This window comes from Microbulbifer sp. ABH2_005 (assembly GCF_056160005.1).
Genome location: NZ_JBSWWI010000001.1, coordinates 3,896,170 through 3,922,419 on the forward strand (window position 1 = coordinate 3,896,170; position 26,250 = coordinate 3,922,419).

General features: G+C 48.0%; 16 protein-coding genes and 1 tRNA gene. 8 read left to right on the top strand and 9 right to left on the bottom strand.

Going from position 1 to position 26,250, the window contains the following annotated elements:
* Window positions 1–86: 86 nt before the first annotated feature.
* Window positions 87–1,145, top strand: coding sequence for a type 1 glutamine amidotransferase domain-containing protein (locus tag ACXAFI_RS16945; protein ID WP_475109699.1), 1,059 nt, complete (start codon window positions 87–89; stop codon window positions 1,143–1,145).
* A 20-nt stretch (window positions 1,146–1,165) separates the two neighbouring features.
* On the opposite strand, the gene ACXAFI_RS16950 is transcribed toward ACXAFI_RS16945, so the two are convergent.
* Window positions 1,166–1,627, bottom strand: coding sequence for a winged helix-turn-helix transcriptional regulator (locus ACXAFI_RS16950; RefSeq protein WP_108731589.1), 462 nt, complete (start codon window positions 1,625–1,627; stop codon window positions 1,166–1,168).
* A gap of 416 nt (window positions 1,628–2,043) precedes the next feature.
* Here ACXAFI_RS16950 and ACXAFI_RS16955 point away from each other — a divergent pair, with 416 nt between their 5' ends.
* Complete coding sequence (locus ACXAFI_RS16955) at window positions 2,044–3,156, top strand: NADH:flavin oxidoreductase (RefSeq protein WP_475109700.1); 1,113 nt, start codon at window positions 2,044–2,046, stop codon at window positions 3,154–3,156.
* A gap of 70 nt (window positions 3,157–3,226) precedes the next feature.
* On the opposite strand, the gene folK is transcribed toward ACXAFI_RS16955, so the two are convergent.
* From folK to tsaD, 3 genes are read right to left on the bottom strand one after another with little or no spacing between them, the layout of a single operon-like run.
* Window positions 3,227–3,718, bottom strand: a complete 492-nt coding sequence (folK, locus tag ACXAFI_RS16960; protein ID WP_475109701.1) for a 2-amino-4-hydroxy-6-hydroxymethyldihydropteridine diphosphokinase — start codon at window positions 3,716–3,718, stop codon at window positions 3,227–3,229.
* A gap of 2 nt (window positions 3,719–3,720) precedes the next feature.
* Complete coding sequence (gene folB / locus ACXAFI_RS16965) at window positions 3,721–4,110, bottom strand: dihydroneopterin aldolase (RefSeq protein WP_152450989.1); 390 nt, start codon at window positions 4,108–4,110, stop codon at window positions 3,721–3,723.
* A 43-nt stretch (window positions 4,111–4,153) separates the two neighbouring features.
* Window positions 4,154–5,188 (bottom strand): tRNA (adenosine(37)-N6)-threonylcarbamoyltransferase complex transferase subunit TsaD, encoded by a 1,035-nt coding sequence (tsaD, locus tag ACXAFI_RS16970; protein WP_475109702.1) that lies wholly within the window; start codon window positions 5,186–5,188, stop codon window positions 4,154–4,156.
* Between the two features lie 173 nt (window positions 5,189–5,361).
* Here tsaD and rpsU point away from each other — a divergent pair, with 173 nt between their 5' ends.
* The 6 genes from rpsU to ACXAFI_RS17000 all read left to right on the top strand — a co-directional run bounded on the left by rpsU (window position 5,362) and on the right by ACXAFI_RS17000 (window position 11,195).
* A complete protein-coding gene (gene rpsU, locus ACXAFI_RS16975; RefSeq protein WP_020411530.1) occupies window positions 5,362–5,577 on the top strand; it encodes a 30S ribosomal protein S21 in 216 nt (71 codons plus the stop codon).
* A gap of 200 nt (window positions 5,578–5,777) precedes the next feature.
* A complete protein-coding gene (locus ACXAFI_RS16980; RefSeq protein ID WP_444920886.1) occupies window positions 5,778–6,224 on the top strand; it encodes a GatB/YqeY domain-containing protein in 447 nt (148 codons plus the stop codon).
* A gap of 24 nt (window positions 6,225–6,248) precedes the next feature.
* Complete coding sequence (gene dnaG / locus ACXAFI_RS16985) at window positions 6,249–8,222, top strand: DNA primase (protein WP_475109703.1); 1,974 nt, start codon at window positions 6,249–6,251, stop codon at window positions 8,220–8,222.
* Between the two features lie 195 nt (window positions 8,223–8,417).
* The gene (gene rpoD, locus ACXAFI_RS16990; RefSeq protein WP_475109704.1) at window positions 8,418–10,301 is read left to right on the top strand and encodes an RNA polymerase sigma factor RpoD; all 1,884 of its coding nucleotides are present in this window, start codon (window positions 8,418–8,420) and stop codon (window positions 10,299–10,301) included.
* Window positions 10,302–10,391: 90 nt separating this feature from the next.
* Entirely contained in the window at window positions 10,392–10,811 is a 420-nt protein-coding gene (locus tag ACXAFI_RS16995; protein ID WP_475109705.1) for a diacylglycerol kinase, read from the top strand.
* 307 nt (window positions 10,812–11,118) lie between these two features.
* A tRNA-Ile gene (locus ACXAFI_RS17000) sits at window positions 11,119–11,195 on the top strand.
* Between the two features lie 569 nt (window positions 11,196–11,764).
* Here the strand turns inward: ACXAFI_RS17000 and ACXAFI_RS17005 are convergent.
* The 5 genes from ACXAFI_RS17005 to ACXAFI_RS17025 all read right to left on the bottom strand — a co-directional run bounded on the left by ACXAFI_RS17005 (window position 11,765) and on the right by ACXAFI_RS17025 (window position 26,198).
* Entirely contained in the window at window positions 11,765–12,445 is a 681-nt protein-coding gene (locus tag ACXAFI_RS17005; protein ID WP_475109706.1) for a hypothetical protein, read from the bottom strand.
* Between the two features lie 2 nt (window positions 12,446–12,447).
* A complete protein-coding gene (locus ACXAFI_RS17010; protein ID WP_475109707.1) occupies window positions 12,448–22,668 on the bottom strand; it encodes an RHS repeat-associated core domain-containing protein in 10,221 nt (3,406 codons plus the stop codon).
* A 98-nt stretch (window positions 22,669–22,766) separates the two neighbouring features.
* Window positions 22,767–23,987, bottom strand: coding sequence for an outer membrane protein assembly factor BamB family protein (locus ACXAFI_RS17015; protein WP_475109708.1), 1,221 nt, complete (start codon window positions 23,985–23,987; stop codon window positions 22,767–22,769).
* 870 nt (window positions 23,988–24,857) lie between these two features.
* The gene (locus tag ACXAFI_RS17020; protein WP_475109838.1) at window positions 24,858–24,950 is read right to left on the bottom strand and encodes a hypothetical protein; all 93 of its coding nucleotides are present in this window, start codon (window positions 24,948–24,950) and stop codon (window positions 24,858–24,860) included.
* A 744-nt stretch (window positions 24,951–25,694) separates the two neighbouring features.
* Window positions 25,695–26,198 (bottom strand): hypothetical protein, encoded by a 504-nt coding sequence (locus ACXAFI_RS17025; protein WP_475109709.1) that lies wholly within the window; start codon window positions 26,196–26,198, stop codon window positions 25,695–25,697.
* Between the last annotated feature and the right edge of the window lie 52 nt (window positions 26,199–26,250).

Consider the following 26,250-nt stretch of genomic DNA (forward strand, 5'->3'; position numbering starts at 1 on the left):
TCACCTGAATTTCACCTTCCACCCCTTATTCTCCTACGAACTCACTAGAAGATTTTCCGTCTGCTACTGCAATTTTGGAGATTAATATGTTGAAGAAAATTGTTATTTCCCTGGCACTGACTTTGTCCGTCTTTTTTGGTTTTTTTATTTGGATTAAGGGCCTAATTCCACCCCAAGAGCAGGACTTTTCCACTACGACAGTCAGTGACCTGCCGTATTTACAACAATTACCCAGGGAAAGCCGAGGAAAAATCTTAGCTGTTGTCACCAGTACTGAAGCCATGGGAGATAGTGGCAAGGCCACTGGTTATGAATTAACGGAATTGGCACGCCCCTATTACATCTTTTCGGCCAACGGATTTATTGTCGATGTTGCCAGTCCCAAAGGCGGCAAACCGCCTGCGGTGATCGATAAAGATGATCTGGGGCCTTTCGACTATGCCTTTCTCAATGACCAAGAGGCACAACAAAAGGTCAACAACAGTATTCCTATCGATCAGGTATCAGCAGAGGATTATCAGGCCGTATTTTTTGTCGGCGGTAAAGGCACCATGTTCGATTTCCCCGACAATCCCCATATCCAGTCCCTGGTACGGGACCTCTATAGCAGCGGCAAAATTATCGGAGCGGTATGCCACGGGCCAGCAGCCCTTGCCAATGTCACTTTGGATAATGGCAAGCCCTTAATCGCCGATCGGCAGATCAGTGCTTTTACTAATGAAGAGGAGCTATTTCTTATCCCTGACGCCGAGCAACGATTTCCATTCCTGCTTGAGGATCGCTTACGTGAGCAAGGCGCGTTTTTTCAGGCTGGGCCCACTTACCTGGAACAAGTCAGTGTGGATGGCCAGCTTATTACCGGGCAAAACCCCTGGTCCACCTGGCTGGCGGCTGAGAGTATGGTAAGCGCGATGGGGTATACCCCTGTTCCACGTCAAGTCACTCCGGCGGAGAAAACCGTCAAATTACTACTCACTTATGAGCAGCACGGCTTTACCGAGGCCGCAGAGAAATTACAAAAGCTTCAAGGGGAAGGGGAAATAGACCAGCGCCTATTGGCCATGCACGGCGTTGTCTCTGTTATGCGTTGGGAGCCAAGCAAAACCCTGGATATTATCAGGCTGCTATCCAGGAGTCAGGACTAACAAAACCGCTGAAAAACTTCCTAGCCAGCCTGCTCTAGCGGCTGGCCATTTTCATCCACAAATAATACATCGCGGATACTGAGTTTTTGCCCTTGGGCATTCTGCACAGCCACTTCGGAGATAGGTTCACCACTATTTTTATCGACCAGATGCATCCCATCTTTATTGCCGTTCCAGCGCAGATTCCATTGGCGCAGGGCGATTACCACCGTAAACAGGTCCCGGCCTTTTTCCGTTAAGCGATACTCGTAGCGAGTGCCGTGTTCACCCGCATCAAAGCGCACCAACACCTCGTTTTCCACCAGACGGGATAACCGATCCACAAGGATATTTTTGGCGATTCCCAGGTTTCTTTGGAAATCCACAAAACGGCGGGTACCCAGCATCGCCTGCTTAATTATCAGCAGGGACCACCAGTCCCCCACTTCATTCAGGGCACAGGCCAGGGAACAATCGAGATCATCAAAGCGTTTACGTGACATATAGGGAGCCTCTGAATAACTCCATGATACCTCTGGCATGCAGAGCGGTTCACAATCAAGGCGCGGCTTCGCAGGAATGTCTAGACCTTTCAAGAAGTCGCAACGCGGAGTGTGAATCGCTCTGCAAGCCCCGAAGGGCGGGCCTTGAAGGCCACAGCTGCTGCGTTGCAGCTCTTGCAAAGGACTACGGCCATTCGCGGCGAGCTGCGCCTAACACCTGCAGCCTTCAAGACCCGCAGAGGCATTACGGAGTTATTCAGAGGCTCCCTAGACCAGTATACCGGCAAAAGAGTTGCAATACGAAACCAGATATTGAACTCAGCCTCAAAATAAGGTTTTATAACGCAACCGTTTTAATTGTGACCTAGTGGGACCAGTGAGTCCCAGTGTTGAATCGAGACATTCAGGAGAGAAATATGAGTGGTTCCCTGGACAACCTACTGCGTCCTTTCGAGCATAAATCCCTAAAGCTGCGCAACCGGGTCGCAATGGCCCCCATGACCCGCACTATGTCACCGGGCTATGCCCCCAATGACCAAGTGGCCGGCTACTACCGCCGCCGCGCCGAGGGTGAAGTAGGGCTGATTATTACCGAGGGCACTTTCGTTGATCATAAAGCCGCCAACGGCTACGAGAATGTTCCGGCAATCTACGGTGAGGCCGCTCTCGCCGGCTGGAAAAAAGTGGTAGACGAAGTACACGCTGCCGGTGGCCAGATTATTCCGCAGTTATGGCACGTAGGCTCCGTGCGCAAAGAGGGCATAGGCCCGGATAAATCAGTGCCCGGCTACTCCCCCTCAGGCCTGTTTAAACCCGGCAAGCCCAATGGCCAGGCGATGAGCAAAGAGGACATCCAGGAAGTTGTAGAAGCTTTTGCGGACGCGGCGAAAAGAGCCAAAGAAATTGGATTTGACGGCGTAGAAATTCACGGCGCCCACGGCTATCTGATCGACCAGTTTTTCTGGGAAGGCACCAACCAACGCGATGATGAGTACGGTGGCTCCATCGAAAATCGCACCCGCTTTGCAGTGGAAATTATCAAAGCGGTACGTGAAGCCGTAGGCGAAGATTTCGCCATAGTGCTGCGCTACTCCCAGTGGAAGCAGCAGGATTACGAAGCCAAGTTGGCGCAAAACCCGGAAGAACTGAAACGCTTCCTGACACCACTGGTTGAAGCCGGCGTTGATATTTTCCACGCCTCTACAAGACGCTTCTGGGTGCCAGAGTTTGAGGGCTCTGATCTCAACCTGGCAGGCTGGACCAAGGAGCTGACTGGAAAACCGGTAATTTCTGTCGGCAGTGTTGGCCTTGACGATGATTTTATCGGCGGCAATAACCAGGGCATGGGCGGTACTGCCAATCCTACCGATCTAGGCGAACTGACCCGCCGTATGGACAACCAGGAGTTCGACCTGATTGCCGTTGGCCGCGCGCTATTACAAGACCCACACTGGTTCGCCAAGGTGCGTGAAGATCGCGCGGAGGAAATCAATCAGTTCACCAAAGAGGCGCTAATGAGCCTGAGTTAATTTTTACTGACAAAAAAAGCAGCCTGTAAAGGCTGCTTTTTTATCTACATTTTTTAAAAAATTATTGGAATCACGGCCAAATAAATTCTACAGGCCACAATTTTTGTGAAGCCTGGTCGTACTCATTCCACAGCTGACGGTAAGTTTTCAATTCGACCGGATGCAATACTTCCGGAGCAATCTCTGCCAGAGGCTGTAAAACAAAGGCATTTTTTACAATCTCACCTCGAGGCAATTTTACCCCGTCGATAGTCCCTGTAAGTTGATCATAGGTAAGAATATCAATATCCAGGGTGCGCGCACTGAATTTAGGTCCAGAGCGCAGGCGGCCGTTGGCATCTTCGATACCACGCAGACACAGGGCTAGCTGTCCTACCGGCAGGTCAGTTTGTAGTCCCACCACCAGGTTGTAAAAATTATCCCCAGGGAATCCTACCGCTTCGCTCTCGAAAACCTGAGACACCTCCAAGTCGCCAAACTGTCCTGCAAGGGCATCCAGCGCTGCGCGGATATATTGCGCACGATTGATATTACTGCCGAGGCTGAGATACACCTGAGCCACGTTTACACTCCCGCAGACATCGCTGCTGCACCTATTGCCGGCCTCTCGCCGCGCTCGATAATGACACCCACATCCCTGGACCCTCTGACCGCGCCCGGCTTGGACAAACGCAGTCGCAGCCAGCTCACAGAAAACTCTTCCCTGACAATTGCCGCAGCCTGTTCCGCCATGGTTTCCACCAACAGGAATTCGCTGCTCTCAATAAAAGCGATCAGGCGCTTGGCCACCGCTTTATAGTTCAGTGTGTACTCAATATTGTCTGTGCGTGCCGCTTCACTGATATCGAAAGCCATCTCCAGATCAAGGCTAACAGTCTGGCGTACTTCCCGCTCCCAATCGTAGATACCAATAATGGTATCCACCTTTAAATCCCGTATATAAACAATATCCATTGATCGCTCTTTTCTTTTTACTACCAGGCTATCCCTGAAGTTTTTAAAGCTCAGTTTTGGGCAGCTCAGTCATAGGCCAACGCGGGCGTACATCTACTGCAAGGCTCGTCTGTTCCCCAGCTTTCAATCGCAAACTACCGGCATAGGCGATCATAGCGCCGTTATCGGTGCAAAACTCATGGCGGGGATAGTAGACATTGGCACCGTCCTTGCGCAGGCTCGTTTCCAAACGTTCACGCAACAATTTATTAGCGGAAACCCCACCGGCAATGACCAGAGTTTTATAACCGGAGGCTTTAATTGCACGGCGACATTTGATCACTAAAGTATCCACGACCGCCTCCTGGAAAGCTGCCGCAATATCCGCACAGGTCTGTTCATCCGGCAGGCCATCTTCGAGGGCGTGCTGACGCACAGTGGTCAGGGTAAAGGTTTTTAATCCCGAAAAGCTGAAATCCAGCCCCGGTCGATCAGTCATAGGACGCGGGAAGGTAAAGCGCTTGGGATCGCCTTTCTCAGCCAGGGCTGCCAGGCGCGGACCACCTGGATAATCCAGATCGAGCATCTTGGCGGCCTTGTCGAAGGCTTCACCGGCGGCGTCGTCCAGGGACTCCCCCATCAACTCATAGTCGCCAAGGCCGCGCACTTCGACTAATTGGGTATGGCCACCAGAGACCAGCAAGGCCACAAAAGGAAAGGCCGGTGGATTATCCTCCAGCATCGGAGCTAATAAATGCCCCTCCATATGGTGCACCGCCACGGCGGGCACATCCCAGCCATAGGCCAGGGCACGGCCGGCACAGGCGCCCACCATCAAAGCGCCTACCAGGCCTGGGCCGGCAGTATAAGCTACGCCATCCAGGTCGGAGGGCCGGGTATTGGTTTTAGCCATTAACTGGCACACCAGCGGCAAGAGTTTGCGCACATGGTCGCGGCTCGCCAGCTCAGGCACTACACCACCGTAATCGGCGTGCAAATCAACTTGACTAAACAGAGCGTGGCCGAGCAGACCAGACTCCGAATCATAGATTGCAACGCCAGTTTCGTCGCAGGAGGTTTCTATACCGAGGACGCGCACTTGATTTCATTCTCGTGACTACTTCGAGGGGTGCTTATCATACTGGAAAATAGGGTTGCGATCCCGTATGGGAGTGTTTAGAATTTGCGCCCTCGCTGTGAACCGGCCACCGGATGCAACTGCGAGAGCATTGCCGGAATGGCCGAGAGAAACGAATTTTAACAGGTATCCTAATGCCCTCTGTACGAATCAAAGACAACGAACCTTTCGATATCGCTCTGCGCCGTTTTAAGCGCTCCTGTGAAAAAGCAGGCGTACTGTCTGAAGTACGTCGTCGCGAGTTCTACGAGAAGCCGACCGCAGTACGCAAGCGCAAAGCTGCTGCCGCAGTTAAGCGTCACGCCAAGAAGCTGCAGCGCGAAAACCGCAAGTTCCAGCGCCTCTACTAAGAGCCGCAGGCAGCATTAAGCCTGTCGCAGCGAGGCAGCCAGACGGGCTCAGCCCCGTAGCGGTATTCAAAACGGCGTGCGAGCCCTACTCGCGCGCCGTTTTTCGTTCTGCCAACCGCATTCTCCAAGCACGGCAGACGCGCTATCCTTAGCGCTCAACTCCCTAAACCACAATCAATGCCAATCCCGGAACACTCACTATGAGCACTCTCAAGGACACCCTGACTCAAGCCACTAAAGACGCAATGAAAGCGCGCGACAAAGAGCGCCTGGCCACCCTGCGTCTGATCAATGCTGAGATCAAGCGGGTTGAAGTGGATGAGCGCATCGATCTGGATGACGCACGCATCCTCGCCCTGCTGGACAAGATGACCAAGCAGCGCCGCGATTCCATCACCCAGTACGAAAAGGCCGGCCGCGCCGAGCTAGCAGCGGTGGAACAAGCCGAGATCGAGGTTATCCAGGAGTTCCTGCCCAAGCAGTTGACCGAAGAAGAAATCAGCGAGATCGTCACCTCTGCAGTGCAGAGTACCGGAGCCAGCGGCATGGCGGATATGGGTAAAGTGATTGCCCAGGTGAAGCCACAGGTGCAGGGCCGTGCCGATATGGGTGCGGTGAGCAAACTGGTTAAGGCTCAGCTCGCCTAACCTCCAACCCGATTACGGAACACTATGCCCAGCAAGATCCCCCAGCACTTTATCGACGATCTGCTCGCCCGCGCAGATATCGTCGAGCTGGTGGACAGCCGGGTAAAACTGCGCAAGACCGGAAAAAACTACTCCGCCTGCTGCCCCTTCCACGACGAAAAGACCCCCTCTTTTACCGTGAGCCCGGACAAGCAGTTCTACTACTGCTTCGGCTGCGGCGCCAACGGCAACGCGATCGGCTTCCTGATGGAGTACGATCGCCTGCCATTTCCCGAAGCCGTAGAGAAACTGGCGGCCACCCGTGGCCTGGAAGTTCCTCGAGAACAACTCGCTCCGGGGCAGGAGAAACGCCAACGGGAAAGCCAGAGCCTCTACCAGCTGGCGGAAAAAGCGGCCGAGTTCTACCGGGAACAGCTGCGTGGCCACCCCGTTGCCGGCAACGCTGTAGCCTATCTGCGCAATCGCGGCCTATCCGGGGAAATCGCACGAGATTTTGATATCGGCCTGGCCCCTCCCGGCTGGGATAATTTGCTCAATGCCCTAGCAGACAACGCAGAGAAAGCCGACCAGCTGGAGCTGGCCGGGCTCGTTATCCGCCGCCAGGACAGCGATGGCAACAGCAAGCCCGGCGGACGCCACCATTACGACCGCTTCCGCAACCGCATTATCTTCCCCATCCGCGACCAGCGCGGCCGCACTATTGCCTTCGGTGGACGGGTGCTGGGGGACGAAAAGCCCAAGTACCTCAATTCCCCGGAAACCCCGATCTTCCATAAGAGCCGCGAACTCTACGGCTTGTGGGAGTCGCGCCAGGCCAATCGCAATCTGGAACGCCTGATCGTGGTAGAGGGCTACATGGATGTGGTAGCCCTGGCTCAGTTCGGTATTCGCTGCGCCGTCGCCACCCTCGGCACCGCCTGCGGCGAGGAGCATATCCAGCTGGCTTTCCGCCACACCAGTGAGTTGCTTTTTTGCTTTGATGGTGACCGCGCCGGCCGCGCAGCAGCGCGCCGGGCACTGGAGTCTGCCCTGCCCCATATGCAGGACGGCCGCAGCCTGCGCTTTTTGTTGCTACCGGAAGGAGAAGACCCAGACACTCTGGTTCGCCAATTGGGCGGCGAACGCTTCCAACAGCTGATAGAAGAGCAGGCACGCCCCCTTGAGGACTTCCTCTTCGATCTGCTCAGCGAAGATATCAACTTGCAGACCATGGACGGCCGCGCACGCCTGTCCAAGCTTTCTGCTCCCTTGCTGGATTTGCTGCCAGAAGGCGTTTACCGCCAACTGATGTTCCAGCAGCTCGCCTCACGTACCGGTCTCGACAAGGAGACCCTACAGGAGGTGATTCGCGCGGAGAAAAGCCGTAACGCCCAGATACAGCGGGCACAAGCACAGCCCACAACCGCCAGCCCTACCCCAAACCCCACTGCCGACCTGAGCGAGGAGCTCCAGCACCGCACCCCACCAGAACCCTGGCCCCGCGAAGGGGAGGCTCATCCAGAACACTCCCCCACTCTCGTGGACAGCCCGCGCCGCACAGGTCAGTACCGCCTGCCCCCCGAGCGTATGCTGGTGGCGTTGATACTGCACCACCCGGAGCTGGCCGCAGAGATTGAGGACTTGCAACAGTTCCACAGCACCGGCAACCCAGACCTGGTGCTATTTGCACAACTGGTAGAGCTTTTCAAAAGTCGTCCACAGCTTAACTTCCGCCAATTGATCGGCCACTGGCGCGCCCATCACGGAGCTGAATCCAGCGATATACTGGCAAAGCTGGCCATATCCCCTCTGGTATCCGGGGTTCGCCACCTGGCCCAGGGAGACAGCAACCTGGAATACGACCCCCTTGCTGAGTTCAGCGACTGTCTGCGCCACCTGGAAAAGTCCGATGCCAAACAGCGCAATCGCAACCTTTTAGCTCAGTTAAAAGCCGGTGCCCAGCTCAGCCAGGAAGAACAACTGGCTTTATTGGCCAATTGGCGCAAAAAAGACAATTAATCTGCAATAACCCCTTGAAAACTGCGGTCTCAGCACTATATTCACTCACCCCGCCGGGCGGGATCGGGAACCCCAGCACCCTAAACTTCGCACCAGAGCCGTTACTTGACAGCTAGAGTGGTTATTGCTAGTGCAAATACGCTATAATCCCGCGTCTTTGTCCCGTATTTTCATCCCCAGAATTCAGGGTTGTGCATGACCGACAAAACCCAGCAACAAACCTCCCGCATTAAGGAGTTGATCGCCCGCGGTAAAGAGCAGGGCTATCTCACCTATGCCGAGGTAAATGACCACCTCCCGGAAGATATTTCCGATCCAGATCAGGTGGAAGACATTATTGGCATGATCAACGACATGGGTATCAAGGTGTTCGAAAGCGCACCGGATGCCGAAGAGTTGTTGATGGCCGAGGGCGACAGTTCCGCCGACGAAATCGCCGCTGCCGAAGCCGCTGCCGCACTGGCCGCAGTTGAGTCCGATGTAGGCCGCACCACCGATCCGGTACGTATGTATATGCGCGAAATGGGCACCGTAGAGCTGCTCACGCGCGAAGGCGAAATCGCCATTGCCAAGCGTATCGAAGAGGGCCTACGCGAGCTAATGGCCGCCCTCGCCTACTGGCCTGGCGCAGTACAGCAAATCATCGATGAGTACGCACTGATCGAGAAGGAAGAGCGCCGTATCCCAGACGTAATTTCCGGCTGGCTCGACCCCGCCGAAGACGTACCACCTGGAGCCCAAGCCGGCCAAGCAGCAGAAGCAAGCGAGAGCAGCAGCGATTCCTCCGACAACGACAGCGAAGATGGCGATGACTCCGACGACGACGCCGACGACAATTCCGACGAGGAAGAGGAAGAGAACGCTGGCGGCCTAGACCCTGAGGAACTGGCTGAGCGCATGAATGCGCTGATCGCCGCGCAGAAAGCCGCCGATGAAGCCATCGCCACTCACGGTCGCGACTCCAAGGAAGCCGGTACCGCTCTAGAAGCTGTCGCCGAAGTATTCCGCTACTTTAAACTGGCTCCGCGTCAGTTCGATCCACTCTACGGTGAAGTACGCGATATCCTCGATAGTGTACGCGAGCAAGAACGCGTCACTATGAGCCTATGTATCAAACGTGCTCGCATGCCGCGCAAGACCTTTATCAAGGAATTCCCCGGCAACGAGACCAACGAAGATTGGATCCCCGCGATCATCAAGAAAAAGCGCGACTACTCTGACGCACTGCGTCATGTAGTGGACGACATCGTCCGCGCGCAGCGCAAACTGGCCCAGTGCCAAGAGCGCGCCAACCTGGATATCGCACAGATCAAAGAGATCAACCGCCGTATGTCCATCGGCGAGGCCCGCTCTCGCCGCGCCAAAAAAGAAATGGTGGAAGCCAACCTCCGCCTGGTGATCTCTATTGCCAAGAAGTACACCAACCGCGGACTGCAGTTCCTGGACCTGATCCAGGAGGGCAATATCGGCTTGATGAAGGCGGTAGACAAATTCGAATACCGTCGCGGCTACAAGTTCTCCACCTACGCCACCTGGTGGATTCGCCAGGCCATCACCCGCTCCATCGCAGACCAAGCGCGCACCATCCGTATCCCGGTGCATATGATTGAGACTATCAACAAGCTCAACCGTATCAGCCGCCAAATGCTGCAGGAAATGGGTCGCGAACCCACGCCAGAGGAGCTGGGCGAGCGCATGGACATGCCGGAAGACAAGGTGCGCAAAGTCCTCAAGATCGCCAAGGAGCCCATTTCTATGGAGACTCCGATCGGTGACGATGAAGACTCGCACCTGGGTGACTTTATCGAAGACCAGAACCAGTCCTCCCCGGTGGACACCGCCACCCAGACCGGCCTGCACGACGCCACCCGCTCCGTGCTGTCAGGCCTGACCGCGCGTGAGGCCAAGGTACTGCGTATGCGCTTCGGTATCGACATGAACACTGACCACACTCTGGAAGAGGTGGGTAAACAGTTCGATGTAACCCGTGAACGTATCCGCCAGATCGAGGCCAAGGCCCTGCGCAAGCTGAGGCACCCATCCCGATCGGAGCACCTGCGGAGCTTCCTCGACGAGTAAGCCCCCACGAAAAAGCCCGGCTCGACCGGGCTTTTTTATGTGACACAATCATGACCGCCCGCAAGGGCCTACGGATGGCAGGAGAGCAGCATGCAAAAAGAAGTCGCCAACAAACCGGAAGAGTCTGAAAAAGTCGCCAACAAGCCAGGCAAAAAAGGCATTGCCCGCCTACTTGCCGCCGCCAAATATTCAAGTGAAGGTCTCACCGCTGCCTGGCGAAATGAGGAAGCTTTTCGCATTGAAGTGATCCTCGCTATCTTCTTTGTCCCTTTTGCCCTCTGGGTTGGAGACACCCCCGCTGAACGCGCCGTATTGATAGCTGTTAGCCTGGTGGTATTGCCTTTGGAGCTGATCAACAGCGCTATTGAGGCCACTGTGGACCGCATAGGAGCCGAGAAGCACCCACTGGCCAAGATCGCCAAAGACACCGGCTCTGCCGCAGTAGCGGTGGCCCTGTTAATGTGGTTTATCGTCTGGGGTTGTATCGTGATCCCCAAGCTACCGATTTAGCCGTGCTAATTAAAAAGTATTAAATATTAAAAAGGGAGGCTAAGCCTCCCTTTTTAATATTTGAACAACAGTACCAACTGGCGCTAACAAACCAAACAAACGTACCAACAATTAAAATAGTGGCGCTCAACCCTTGTTATCTAGGTCAGCAAACTCAACAGAAAGATTCGATCAAATAATAGTCACTGGGATTGGCGTTGTTTCGAAAACTCGATGGGAAGAAATCTCTGCCATAAAGGCATTGATTTAAAAGGAAAAATCTTGTACTTTGCCCAACCGCTTGCAACGATACCCGCAAGCAAAGTGTGGGCCCTTAGCTCAGTTGGTTAGAGCATCCGACTCATAATCGGCAGGTCCTGGGTTCAAGTCCCGGAGGGCCCACCACCTTTAAATCTCCCCCAATCTCAAAAAGTGGGAATGTAACGATAAGTTGTCACAATCCAACTTCATGTGTTCATGGCCAGCAACATCTCACTCTAAATCTGACAATTTCCTTGGCATGGCAACTTATCCCCCCTAGATTTAAGTTCATCGTTCGCTGCCCCCTCATAAGTGGTCACTTTAATGACTAAAATGAGTTGACCCGGCATTGCGGAAGAAAGAGTAAGGCTAGGCCAGTAAGAGTGGAATCCGGGGCATTACAAGGAGGCCCATAAACACTCCCTAGAGAAGATACCGTGGCATGAAGCACAAACAAAAAATAAGGAAGAGTGGTCACCTTCAATAACTTAAGTAAATGTCATTCTACACTAACCCCAATTATTTATTTGCGCGTCAATATTTTACTCTGACCCCAATTATTCATTTGGCTGCACACGAAAATCATTAAAGCCTCTTGATCTACCGACTCATAAGACCCTGTCGAACTAAAATCAGCACAAACCAAATTTTATCAACATCAACGGACATCCCGACTAATTTAAATTTTAGGTAGTAAAAATTTATTTGAAAGTTTATTTCAGTCGAATGGAAAACCATAATCCATCCACAAGCCCAAGGTCTTTCTGCCCCATAAGTACATTCCAACGCTGCCCCAAAAATTCCGCTCTAAATGCAATCGGATTCATGCCTACAACTACCGATTCGTCACATTCCAAATCATATTCACGAGCCATCTTACATGTATTTACGACCTGCTTAGAACTTACAAGGCCATTTAAAATAGTATCAAAGACCTGTTTGTCTTTATGAGTAACTACCCCCTCTTTTGTACTAATTAAAGACATCAAAGAATTATTAACCCTTATACGAGTTTCCTTTACCAGACGTAGATCCAACTGGATATGATCAACTGAATTACTTAGATGCTGATTCTGGATAAAAGCAAACAAGAGATTAAGTAGTTCCTCATACTCTGAAGAATAAAGATACCCCCTCCCTTCAATATCCAGCTTATAATCACTCCGAATTTGCAGCAACCAAAGGCCGTTTATAGGCTCACGCTTAAAAAAAATATTGTTTACAGAAATTCCACTGTCAAGATCTACATCAAATATATAAACAGAGCCCCCATCACTTTCCATATGCACTCGTGGTTCAGCAAAAACACTGCTCCCAAATAGAAAAGCCAAGCAAATAAACCCCATCAAGAATATTTCATTTCGAGAGATAATCATCATGTTAACTTTTTTCAATATTAATTTTCAGCTGCTTTTATAGGTAAAATCCAAGCCGACCCTCCCACGCCCAAAATAGAATATCTATCTCCAGTATAACCCGGGGTGATCACGGTAGCATGGCTTTTAGATACAACGACAGCAACCTGATTAGCAGTTAACGACTCACTTAAACTATCAAACTGATCATAAGTAATATCCGTATAGTCCGCTGCTCCCCAAGCGGTAGATAAATATATCTTTAATTGCCGAGCAGATATTATGTAGCGTAGGCCATCATTCTCCCCGCCATAATTCAAATTTGCTCCAGGAGCACCACGAGGAATCGACATTCCACTATGGTTAATACCATGACTGACCCTGGTCGCACATGAATTCTCACCAGCATACTCTTCACCCAAAGTCCCACCTACAGTATCCCATACCATAGCTGTATCATAGTCAGAATAATTTAGATATTTCTCCCAAAAGTCCTCTGAATATGGCCTTTTTGACCTTGAGTGAGCAGCCTCATCATTAAATGCCCGAGAAAATGCACCTGTAATAGCCCCATTTGCAAACTTACCTCCGGATAATTTAGAGGCTGTGCCGCCAACTACCGCAGCAGCCGCAATTCGAGCAGTACGATTGCCAGCACTAAAATAATTTTCAGAACCTTTCCCGATTTGATCAATAGCTCCAGAGAAGGCTTGTGTTACCCCCGCACTGGCAAATCCGTGACCAAATTTTCCACCTTGTACAGCCGACATCATCCCACCAACAAAGCCATGTGCAAGAACTTTACCGGCAAACCAGCCGGGAGTAAGTCCAGACCCTAAAAAATTACCGGTTGGTGCACCGGCAAATACTTCACCAACGCCTGCAAAAGCGGCTGCACTTATTGCGCCTATAACAGCCCCCTGTAAAATATTGCCACCATTGGCTGCAGCACCAGCAGCGCCTGATGCAGCACCAAGTGCCATCATCTGCCAACCAATTTGCCTACAGGGTTCTCCGCAAACATAAGCACCGACAATTGCAACTATCGCACCTACAAACTGCCTTAGTTTGAAGTACCCACTTGGGTCGGTTGAATTTAGTGGATTGTTCCACACATAGGCATAGCGATTATGAGATTGGCTAAAGCTCGGAGCCTGTACGAAAGGATCTGCCTGTAAGAATCGGGCTATCCGTGGATCGTAGATACGCCCATTCATATGAATAAGGCCTACTTGGTCCAGCATCTCATGCCCCGTGTAGCCCCGCGTGGTAAAACTGCTGGTAAAGCCTGTCAAGGCGTCACCCAGTAATTCACTCCAGTCCAAAGCATTTCGGCGCTGCCCCCAGGCATCGAAACTGAAATGATCAACCACCACTCCTGTATCATCTGTTATTACATCAAGGGAGCCCAAATGGTCTTTATGTAAATAGCGGCTTTCCCTACCACCGCCTTGACTAAGGGTGATCAAAGTACCACCAGGGAGATAGCGTTTGACTTCTACAACCCCATCTTTAGTTATTTTTTCCACATTACCGATAGTGCGGGTTTCAGTGACTTTGCCGTTTTTATCAGTATCAACCCTAAGGTAGCGTTTACGATCTGGGCCATACTGAAATTCAGTTTTATGACCACCCTTAATTATCACTGAGGGTTTATCAAATGTAGTGTACTCCAAAATCCTACCATTAGAGTCACCAAGCATATTGCCATTAGCATCGTACTGATAACTGATACCATCGGAGGTTTCACAAACTGCATGGGGGCCATAACCTTTAGCACATTCATCACCATAAAAATAATCTCCTACATCCGATTTATAGGTGATATTGCCAAGATCATCGTAACGAACCGTTTGCGCAGAACGTCCTGCTACTTGAGAAGTCACAAGACGATTCAGTCCATCATAGGTGAATATTTCTTGTAGATTCTTAGCCCCGCTATTATCAAATCGGTTTGTAAGGTTACCTAAGTCATCCCATATATAACTGAGATCTTGTATATCCCCTATACCGAGGATTGTTGCAAGCTGCCCTAATAAATGGCCGGTTGCAGGGTCATAGGTTTTCTCAGTAGTAACCCCGTTTCCTTGTCGATAGCGGGTTACATTACCTCGAGCATCCATAGCTTCGACGGTGTAAAATTGTTCGGCCGTGGCCAGGTTAATTAATTCGGCATCGACAACCTGCTCAAGATAGCCATTAACGTTGTAGTGGTTGCGAACAGCGCTATTGTTCCAACTGCCATCTCCACCGGCATCGAAGATCTGGAAGGGCCTCGAGTATTCGTCATAAGTGGTTTTTTCATAATGACTATCGCCATCAGCAAAGCTGGTAGCTAGCTCACTGGGCCGACCGAAAACGTCATAACTATGATACCGAATGAAACCTGGATTATTAGAACCAGACAAATACTCAATAACTTCACGCAGAGCCGCAGGCGGAGTTGCTAAAGGATCTTTATCAACTTGGTTGTTATAAGTCCACTGAGTGGTTTTAACAATATCACCCGATACATCGAAATCGCGCCGCTCAATTAGGCGTCCCAATTGATCGTAATCATTTTCGACTACCTGTCCCTTGGCATCAGTTTGATGTATTAACTCACCATAACCGTTGTACTCATAAAGCCAGTTACCTTTATCTGGGTCGAACATGGATTTCTTACGTCCCAGCAGATCGTAAGTCATAACGGTCATTAAATTACGACTACCATTACCTTGATTAATGACTTCGAGCAACTGTCCCTGAGCTCCGTACTTAAACCGCAGAATATTACCTAAATTATCCTGGGCTTTAACCTTTTCCCCCAATGCATTTAGGGTTTCGACCTGACTCTGACCTTTAGGGTTAAGAATAGTAGTTGTGAATCCGTCATATATTCGTTTTAAATCAAACCCAGTGCCGTTAACACCATGAACACCCGGCAAATCAGAACCAATATTACGCCCGATCAAGTCGTAACTATGAGTGGTCCAATAAGCAATATCTCCGTGCTTATAAGGTACTGACTGATGTTTGACCCGCCCAAATTCATCGTACTCGATATCGACATAATTCCAGCCACCATCAAAGGCAAGGGTAGCTTGGCGTATTTTTCGAGAGAGCACATCGAAGCAGCTAATAGCCCTGCCACCTCCAGCACTACGCTCCTCTTGTTGAAATACACTACCAGCTGGACAATTCGCACCGGCCGCAGCTCTCAAACTAACCTTATACGCTCCGGTATTACTGTAGCTTAACAGCTGGCGTCCAAAGGCATCGTAGCGGAGTTGAACTTTAATACCACTCGATTCTTCGAGGAGAGTTGGCAACCCATAAACATTACGCGCCTGCACTCGGCTAAGTATTTGCCCATAGCTATTTTCCTCACGATCGACGAAACGTCCATCTGCATCATAATAAAAATGCTGGATACGCGGCTGTTCTCCTGTCGTAGTCTGCTTGACAAAGGCTCTATTGCCAAAGAGGTCATAATCATAGTGAGTAACGAGTTTCAATGTCGCATCTTCGGGCTCTATGATTTCCGTTTTTAGCAAACCGGCTTTATGCCCATTGTCATAGTAAGAAAAGATACTTGTACGAGACTCTGACTCGACATTGCTGCGACTATGTGTGACTACCGTTTTTGATAGACGCCCCAACTCCGCTTGGCCACTGAAATTATGATCAGGATTCTGGAAGGTAACTGCAGCCCCATCTCCATACGTGTTCAGTGTTTCTGTGGTAAAGGTTTCCCCCCCGTTACTGGTCTCCACAGTGAGGCGTGTCACATTACCGTGATCATCTTGATCACTGGTGGTAATTACCGTTTTGAGCAAAACTCCCTGGGTTTGACCATTATCAGCAAGGTCATAAAATTGCTCTACACTGGAAGCAATATAGGGTTTCAAAGGCCCTAAAGCGGCGGTGCCTGCACGTGCAATGGTCGGAAAATCTGACTGCCAATCATTTAGGGCCAAAGTATTCCTAGCTTTACTGAGTATCACCCCTTGAGGCGTATAAGATATGGTTTCAAGAGGCTGACCGATAAACGGAAAATCTTGACGATAACGCGTCTCCGTAGCGACTCCTGCCTGTTCATCAACTGTAAGTACATTCTCAAACCCAAGTAATCCACGTCCACCAGCTTGTAATCGTGCACGACCGTAAAAATAACGAACAGCGCTAGTGGCTGTATTATCTACACCTCCCGGAACATCATTGGCAGCGGGGGCACTACTCTCGACACGAGTTACCAAAAACTGGCGCCCAAGCATCTCCATAATCGGCGTATTCTTGCCAAGACTGTGATGTTCGCTCCAATTTCCGTTCAGAGCCTGGTAAAAATCGCTTACGCTGTCCTGGCCATAACGATGGCACCAGGAGATAACTATCGTTGGGCCATTATCCAAAGAGCAATATTCGCTAAGGGATTCATTCATATCCAGACGTGCATAGTGCCCAGAAATGATACTCGAGCCATAAGAAATATGTGTTTGCGCACCAAATCCATTGGTTATATTTTCAATTAAATTGGGAGCTACCTTAGCCTCAGGAGAGTGATAGATATAAAGTGTACCTCCGGCAAACTCCAGCCAATCCGTAGAGCCATCGCCATCCATATCCAGGAATATGTCTTGCCCATCCTTTTTAACATGACGGAAGAGCTCTTTGGGAGCGAAAGTTTGCTGATCATTTACCCAGCGACGTACCCAGAGGCTCTCACCACCATTACTTGCCGGGGCTCGCCAGACAAGATCTGTATCACCATCTCCTTCATAATCCAGCCAACTTATCTGGGAGTTTTTTGGGAAGGTACCTAGCTCCACAGCTCCCTCTAGAGCCATACCATTATTTAGCCAATATTTGCCAATACCATCGGTTCTCGAATCCTGACGTACCAGATCCACCAAACCATCACTGTTGACATCCACAGCCTGTAATTTGTGATGGATATAAGGGTGTCGCTCTAATGAAGTTGCATCAGAACTACGACTTCCTCTTTTAAAGTCGCTTTTCTGATCGTAATCCATCACTCTTTGTCCCAGAATCAACTGGTTACCACGCACATTCGCAACGTAGGCACGCGAGTGTTGTGAAACTAGCAAGCCAGTGTCTTTCGACCATCCCTGCTTGGTATGCATCAGGATCAAGTCTACTCGGCCATCACCATCCAAATCTCCCGCTATATCTGGGTTGAGGTAGTTAGTAAATGTCTCACGCCCGATCTCTTCATCTGATTGCGCCGCAGTTTCTTCCCAGTCAGGTAATCCAATTATCTGCCAGGGCTGCATAACACCAAAATGATAGAAATTAGATGAACTTGTAGGTGCTCCTGGCCGAGGTTCCAGTAGGCGATAACCTGAACTAGAAACCATATCTGCTAGCCCGTCACTATTAATGTCAATAAAACGGGCATCTTTCTCCGTGAGAATCGACTTAGGATTCTCTGACAGCTTCCACTCCCCATTTACATTAACTGACTGGTGCAGCATCCAATTGCCCCCGTGCTTACCTACACGATGATATAGAGCAACGTCTGTGCGGCCATCCGCATTGTAGTCCAACAATTCCCAACGGTATGGACTTCGAGAACTGCCATGATATTGATACAATTTTTGCGCAGAACTGAAATACCCACCTTCTTGAGCTAGAGCATACCAAAGTATCTGATAATCTATTTTGTCCTCATCATAATCCGCTTCTAGCCAGACAATATCCATACGACCATCGCCATTAATATCAGCTGGTCGCGGAGAAATCGCTTGACGATCTCTTTGATCACTCAACCTTAACGAGAACGAATGGTCGGTACTGAAGAAATTGGCGGGTAATCGCCAATCAAACTGAGTATTCGCTAGACAGGTATCTCCTGCACAGGCACGGACGCGTTCTATGCGGCTTAATGAATCCAGATCATGCGATGCGGGCAAATAATCAAGTTCGGTACGTTGCAAAACAGCACCATCTGCTCCATGCGTGCTTATCGCGGTCATACGCTTGCGAGTAGTGATTTTTGCACCAGCAATAAAGCCACTGAGAATATCTTCTCGATCATCGTATTCAAAAGTTACAGACGCTCCAGGAGTACTGTTACCGGCGTAAGCGTAGCGAATCTCCCGGATTCGATAGCCTCCATCCTGCTCATAGAAAAACTCGATGGGATTGCCAACACTATCTTCATAGCGGTTGATCCCCCAGTTAAGAGTACCAAATCCAGAAATTGCCTGTTCTGACTGATTGCCCTGTTGATCTTGCCCGTAATAACTAATGGAGCCATCTTTATGCTCAACGGTAAAATATGCAGGTTGTCCAATACTGCCACCTTGAGCAGTGATCAGAGCAAAACTATCGATTTCTGTTCGATACTGGCTGCCGGGCGCACCATAGCTTCCACCATTGACCAATAATAAACGCTGTCCATCGAGGCAAAAGCGATCTTCCGATCCCCAGGTTATAGGAGAACTCTTTCCATCCTGCCCTAAGGTTTTACGACAACGGGCAATACTAGAAAGTCCACTCAACTGCCAACCCTGACCAAGTAACCCATTGCCCCGAGCACTGGAATAACTAAGGGAAAGTTGAGGTGAGACCCCTGCTGTCCCAGCAGGTAGACTCAAAGGAATAGAGTATGTTGCAGCTCCAGATTCATCTACCCGAAACTCTCCGGGTACAGTACCAACACTTTCAGAAGCGAATATCTCATTAGTATCCAGGGTTGGGATACCTGCTGGAACTGGGGGCTGCTCCCTTACTCCGTTGTAACATAGAGCTGCACAGGGGCTAATTCCCGCAGCAAAGGCTTCTGCATTGGTATATTCGTCATTATCAGGATTATCATCGCCATCCAAATCGGTAGTGCCAAAGAACAAAAGTTCCCACCAGTCTGGCAACCCATCACCATCACAGTCCCTGGTGTATTCATCTCCTTCATTACACTCAGTAACCGCCCAGCTATAATCCTGATCATATAAATATTGGAAAGCTCGATTGAGCAGTACACCAGTGGCGGAGTTATATTCATCCGATTGTGTAAAGAGTGTTGCCATCTGGGCACGAGAAACTCCCTTGGATAGCATCACCAACAAATTATCGCGTGAGAAATTTAGCCCATGTGAAGTGAAAACATATTGCTGAGGATCTTGCCCCGGGAAAATTCGGGCGTATAAGGTATCTAAAAAGGCGCTATCACTTAGCGAGGTTGGGAAATTGGACCTGCCGGTGTCCGATTCTAAAAATATTTCAGCAATCTCGACCTCATTCTCCAGTCTGCCTTCAAATCTATAAGTCCAAAAAGTTACAACTTTTCGGCTAAATCCCAAGGGAGGCTGTAAAAGGCCTTGGTAAAGACGCGCCACCGTGAAAAAGCTAGGACGCATATCCGGGCTAGGCTGCCATACACCAATCTCTTCTGTATAGATTGAATCATCAACACTCTCCCAAACCAGCTTGCCCGGATCCTTAGACTCACGGGAGATAACATAAATCTGATCGTCTTTTACCGTAGTAAAATAGAGAGAGTTTGTTCCACCCAATACCGGAGTTTTAGCAATACCCGCATTGGCAGGGAAGGTCCATTTTACTCTATCTAGGCCCTCCACCGAATTATCTCCTGCGGCATCAAGCGCGTAGAGCATTCCATCCATTGAGCCAAAATAGAGTATTCGTTCTTCATCCAGAACTGCAGAGGATAGAATTTCACCCTGAGTTTCCAGACGCCATTTCAGCCTGCTATCTGGGTGAATGGCATAAAAGCTATGATCAAGTGACCCAACATAAATTGTACCGTCTACCCCATCAACTCTGGGAGTGGCCTTGATCAGGCCATCGGTTATGAAGGGCCAATACGCCTGCTCAGCAGTATCTCCACTCGAAACATCATCTCCATTGCTAGATACTAAAGCATGTAAAGCATTCCCGACCCCAACATAAATAGTTCCATCAGCTCCAACAGCGGGTGAAGATTCTGTTTCACCAATAATTTCAGTAGCCGCATCGGCATATACAGTAATACCTCCACGGGCACCATTAGGGTTTGTAACCGTTGCACGCACACCTAACCTAGCTAAAGCTTCTTCTAATTTCTGATGCTCCGCATTACTAGACTGAAGCTCTATAATAATTTCTGTAGCAGAGAGAGCCAGTAACTCATCAGATGTAAAATCTATACTGATTCTCTGATCATGTACCGCAGATAAGCTCAAGCTTAGGTTTGGGTCCAGCCCAAGGCCCCTTAACTGTAACTTGTTGTTATCTCGCCCAGCAGAGACCATCCGTGGCGGCAAGACATCAATCGTCAATAGTTCTGCATTATCAGTTGAACTACATTCTCCGGCATGGCAAGCCAATACACGATAGGTGTAAGTACCAGGTGTCTGTTGATTAACCAGAAACTTGGATACATCAACGACATCGCCCGGATTAACCGGTTCACTCTCATATCTAGTAATCCAAGGGCTGAGAACTTCAGGCCCTCCAACTTTCTCCTGCAAACGGTAGTCAACCCGTAACGACTCCCCGTCAGCTTGCTTCCAGCGAAGAATATAGCTACCCGTAAATATTAGGGGTTCTGATATATTTATATTGGGCTCAGGTGTGGCAACCAATTCTTTCGGTGCCTGAGGGGTATTGATATCAACTATTACCGAAATTTCATCACTTGGAGCACTACAACCAGCCGGGTTGCAAGCTCTGACTCGGTATAGATATTGTCCCTTCCCTTGATTAGGAAACCACTGACCATTGACAGTATTATCAGCAAGAGGAACTTGTTTGTAGTTACCGTCAATTCCGACCTTCTTTTGTTCTAACTCATAATAGGAGGCGCTAGAGACTTTATCCCAACCAACTGTATAAGCACCAGAATCATTATTGGGAACCGGTGCAAATTCATCATCAATTGTTAGGGCATTTGGCGCTGTAGGTGGTACAAAAGCCAATACATCTACTTTATGTGGATTTGAAGTATGCGTAAGGCCTAGTTTATCGGTAACTTTAACCTGAAGGTCAAGCCCAAGTCCTGCCGTCTGTGGCGTCCATGAGTACTCATACGGTGCACTTTGATCGGTCTCAAGCTCTGCACCATTCAGTAAAAAGCTCACCGCCGCTACTTCACCATTGGCATCATCCGGATCGGAGGCACTTGCCTGTAATAAGACAGTATCGAATTGGGTTATAGTGCTTGGAGGGTTTATCAACCATCCCACTGGGGGTTGATTTTGTGACACCCATAAAGAGCTGCGGGCCAAAGTTGCAGATTTACCCAGCAGGTCTGTTGCCACAGCCCAAACTTCGAATTCCTCTCTTGATACTCCATCTCCCAACGTGGGAGGGGTCCAGTTTAATCGGTAACAATCACTTTGCGACTTATAGGTTGTTTTGCATTCGTCTGCTCCCCTGGTTGCCAAACCAAGTGAACTTTGCACCTTTCGATCCTTTGCATAACTAAAAAGCTTTACTTCCGAAATACCATCTATATCGCTAGCCCCGACATACAAAGTAGTTTTAATATTAGATTGTACTACTGTGCCTATAGGATCGCGAAGCCATCTAACAGATGGTTTAGCATTAGCACGAACTTTGACATTTAATTCCGGATGAGGAGACGGACTGCACTTTAGATTGTTACATGCCCATATTTTATACTTGTAATTATTATTTTCCGTTTTCTTACTCGGTGTATAGGACTTGATCGATGAATTAAATTGATGGGTTTTATTTATACCGTCACTACCTGACTCATGTAGATATACCTTAGTCGCGTTACTTGGACTACTCCAGCCTATAGTGTAGTTCCCATCGGCTGCATCATTCTCACTTGGGGCGGCACGAAAGGTAGGTTTAGCTACAGGGGTATTGTTTACAACTACCGAAATCTTATCCTGTAATTGGTCCGGGCCCCACTCCCAACTTCCCGTTAGTCTAAACCTAAGCTTAAACCAAAGTTCATAATGATATACACCGTCCTTCCGGTCGTTAAGTGTTATTGAGTCTAAGTCAGTCGGAGTTGCTACATCTAACACGTACCCTTGATAAACACCATCCTTAAACTCCTTAATTCTTAATTTACTTCCTGACTGGTACCAAAGGGATAAACTTCCATTGTTTAACCAACGTAGGGAAACAGAGCCATCAACAACATTGCTCTTAGGATAGCTAGTAAAGTATGTTCTAGCATCTGGTTCTACCGCAAATGCAACGACCGTAAAGTTTATGATAATGAGCAGAGCACATATACCAATGGGCCTCATGTTTCTACAAAGATATTTTATTAAACTTTTCATGGTCATTTTTCTTAATTAATGGCGCCACTCGAATAATACAGCTTTAGTTGCCACCGTGAGCTAAAGGATAGGGGACTTAAAGTTATTAAAAAAGATAATTAATCTGGTTTTAGATCACGTCGCCAGAGCAATTTAGCGAGTATCGGGCCATCCACCACAGAGGGCTCTTCTACCGGCTCAATCTCATTGGGAATCGGGAGAACAACCATGGAGTCGAGAGGTAGGACAATGATTTTAAATGGAGGAGGTGGAGGTTCAGGTAATCCAGTATCAATAGCAAACATTTGATGATCTGTGCTATGAACATAGATAGCTGCCCCATTAGTACTTAAAGCTGGCGTCGCACTTACCGTTTCTCCTGGCGGCAATTGATAACGCCACTGTTCAGCCCCATCCGATGCATCTAAACACAGAATTAAACCGCCGTAACTCGCCACATAAACTCTGCTTCTATCAGCACTCAATACCGGACTAGCAATCACAGCCGTTGGGGTATTAACCTCCCAAATTACAGACTTATCAGTCTTCAATGCCGCGATACGCCCACCCTCTCGATTGTTTACCCCAACAAAAGCCAAGTTTCCTGAGACTGCAGCAGGATTCATTACCACACCGAAATCCTCCATGACCCACAGCAATGATCCAGTAGAAGATAAATGATAATAATTATTGTCAAAACTACCTAGATACATGGATTCATCTTTTAAAGTTGTTAGCGATGCCCCTATAACATCATTACCTTCATTTAGAGAATCATTCTGTACCTGATTTTTCGACACGGACCATAAACCAGCCAAATTTACACGACCTGTTTCTACATCAACTTGTACTTCAGCAGTCTTAGTTCCTTCAGGCCCCTGTATTGATAGGATATAGCTGGTTGTCTTATCCGGAGTTACCTTAGCAAGTCCCTGAGCAAGCAGTGAGTCAAGTCGGTCATCACCGCTAGTATTAGTGAGTGTTATAGATGATGCACCTTCTACCGACCAACTTAGCATCACTGCATCTCCCTTTTGTGAAATTTTGTTAGGAAGAGCTGTAAACGACTTAATTGATTGTGGTAAAAGATTTTGACTGCCACTAGTGGCCGCAGCAGCTAAGGGTGTCATTTTTCCAGAAACGACCTCATTAGCTTTCAAGTGAGCACTTGTTACTCCCTGAGATGTAGACATAGCAGGTGAAGTAAAAATTAACTCCATATCGGCTATGCTTTTATTGCTAAATACGACAAGACCAAAATAGAAAAATATCGAAGAGAACCTTAATGGCCAAATCCAGAGTTTATTTCTCGTCCACGTCAAACCCATCTTATTCTTCATATTAATACCCATGAGTGAAACGCAGAATTTAAAGGAAGCAGAGCTATGCACTACGACTTAAACTCAATGACGCCACTAATTATCAATCCCTAACCAAAAGAACTAAAAGGGAGCTACAGCATCCACATAAAACTATGAACACCAATTTTAAAAATCAACAAATTCATCTCCGTTAAGATGATTTATATTCCAATAGCTTTCTTTATCCCTCCCCCCCCTTCGCTCTGAAAACCATTCAAATAACCTTTCAACAGGAAATAGCTTCAAAGAGAGCACTCTAGAATTAAAGGAAGCAGATTCCAGCAAGATTAAAATAAAACAAATGCAATTTAAAGCCCACACAACCTCTTTAATCGAAACCATCCAGAAAATAGAAAAAAATATTACTGCCTAAAGTGTCAAACGGTACTGGTATACCCTCACTTAGCACAAAGATATAATTTTCAAACGTGCATCTAATACTAAGGACCTACAATCAATTAAACTATACCAATTAAAATATTTACACCAATTCTAAGCAAGGAAGACCGAATAATTACTGATCATTATTTGGTACAGATATCACAACTCTGCACTCAGGTATTAATTAAAAACTCCATATACTAGATATCTTGTTCCATTGCATGGATAGCTACCGCAGGAGGAAATACTTACACAAATAATGTACATTGCACTCCCAGAGGAACTGAGCACCGACCCAACAATAAAGAGAGAAAATATTCAGAAGCTATTCCATAACTTCTTTAACCTAATCAATTTGCTGATGCAAAGCTGCCATCAGAAAAGACCTCCTCCCAGTTAAGCAAAGGCTATTTATCCAACAGATTCCAGGGATCTTCTCCATGTCTGCAACCAAGCTCCTTGCTCTTTCTAAAATTGTAGACTTCTCCAGTATGTACTCGGTGATGGATAGTGTTTAGGGAGATCTTTCCATTGCGTTCCAGAACGAAAAACCCATTGAATACCTTCAAAACTGGATCAATAATCAATAGATTTTATCCTCCCTTTCTTCGTTTCAACTCAGAAAGACAAGGTTCAATCAACTTCCATTGATCATCAATGAACTCTGACTTGAATAAGCTCACTAAAGCTTGAATTTTTTCTATGTAACAGCATGAGAATAGCTTATCTCAAGTTAGGAAAAATCCTCTAGCAAATAAATAACCTTTGGGAAATAAAATTTAAAAAATTTTAATTTCACAAAAATTTATCTCAAACTTACTTATCTTACACATTGCAATACAATATCATCATCTATAATGGCCAGCCCGTTAAAATTACGCTCGCGTAATTCATTCAAAAATTATTATCTACCAAAGAGTTAACGCTTATAACTCAAAGGGCAAGCTAACTCCCACAACATACCAAGTATCTACTGTACTTATTGTAATAGCAGAATTTAGGTTTTATATGCATTTACAATTAGATGGGTGATTTTTTATCAATCTAGAATTGAGCATAGCTTTCTGCCGGAAAGCGAAAATACACCTTCAGGAAATCCATCATTACAAGCTATTAATTATTTATTTATGACCCATAATCTAGAACCATTCTATTTCATTCGTATAGTGCCAGCTTATATAAATTTCTCTCAGTTGATAAAATTAAGAATCTCGCTATCGATTTTCAACATTACATTCGAGCTTACTCCCTGAAATAAATGACACATGAAAACAAAATCATTACCTGATAGTTGACAGGAGAATACTATTTGCATAATTTCGGAACAGCTTTCTCAAAGGGCAGATTCGTTTCCTTTAAAGAGGCTCTGGAAATCCCCATATGCTTATAAGGAGGGTCGCCCTGCATCCCAGGGTTTATCATATGAATGATATAGCATCCAGAATACACTACCGTTTTTCCATCCGTTTTCTTAGCTAACAATGCCACTGGCAAGGCCCAATAAATTTGTCCTGCCCCAGGATCTGTACTCGTCGCTCCAAATTTTACTTTTACAGATTTAGTATCGCCGTAGCCTTCTTTCCATTGGTTAAAATCTGCCGGAGGATTAATTAAGTAGCTGTAGGCTTGAGCATAATAACGGTGATTAATTGCATAGTAGTAGCTTTCTATCAGTGCTTCAGGGGAAGATCTATCATCCTTATAGGACCACTCTTCCGCCAACGCTTTAGAAGCTACGAGTGTAACCACAGACAAAAAGACTAAAATCCAAATATAAAGCCTTATATACTTCCTCATAACTCTATCCATTTCGATTAACTCCATATTCTGCATGGGAACATAAAATTAAGTTAGATATGTA

Excerpts from the sequence above, each read along its gene's own strand:
- rpsU (WP_020411530.1), top strand. The coding sequence starts at position 5,362 with ATGCCCTCTGTACGAATCAAAGACAACGAACCTTTCGATATCGCTCTG.
- ACXAFI_RS16950 (WP_108731589.1), bottom strand. The coding sequence starts at position 1,627 with ATGTCACGTAAACGCTTTGATGATCTCGATTGTTCCCTGGCCTGTGCC.
- ACXAFI_RS16945 (WP_475109699.1), top strand. The coding sequence starts at position 87 with ATGTTGAAGAAAATTGTTATTTCCCTGGCACTGACTTTGTCCGTCTTT.
- ACXAFI_RS16955 (WP_475109700.1), top strand. The coding sequence starts at position 2,044 with ATGAGTGGTTCCCTGGACAACCTACTGCGTCCTTTCGAGCATAAATCC.
- folB (WP_152450989.1), bottom strand. The coding sequence starts at position 4,110 with ATGGATATTGTTTATATACGGGATTTAAAGGTGGATACCATTATTGGT.
- rpoD (WP_475109704.1), top strand. The coding sequence starts at position 8,418 with ATGACCGACAAAACCCAGCAACAAACCTCCCGCATTAAGGAGTTGATC.
- ACXAFI_RS16980 (WP_444920886.1), top strand. The coding sequence starts at position 5,778 with ATGAGCACTCTCAAGGACACCCTGACTCAAGCCACTAAAGACGCAATG.
- ACXAFI_RS17010 (WP_475109707.1), bottom strand. The coding sequence starts at position 22,668 with ATGAAAAGTTTAATAAAATATCTTTGTAGAAACATGAGGCCCATTGGT.
- dnaG (WP_475109703.1), top strand. The coding sequence starts at position 6,249 with ATGCCCAGCAAGATCCCCCAGCACTTTATCGACGATCTGCTCGCCCGC.
- ACXAFI_RS17025 (WP_475109709.1), bottom strand. The coding sequence starts at position 26,198 with ATGGATAGAGTTATGAGGAAGTATATAAGGCTTTATATTTGGATTTTA.
- ACXAFI_RS16995 (WP_475109705.1), top strand. The coding sequence starts at position 10,392 with ATGCAAAAAGAAGTCGCCAACAAACCGGAAGAGTCTGAAAAAGTCGCC.
- ACXAFI_RS17015 (WP_475109708.1), bottom strand. The coding sequence starts at position 23,987 with ATGAAGAATAAGATGGGTTTGACGTGGACGAGAAATAAACTCTGGATT.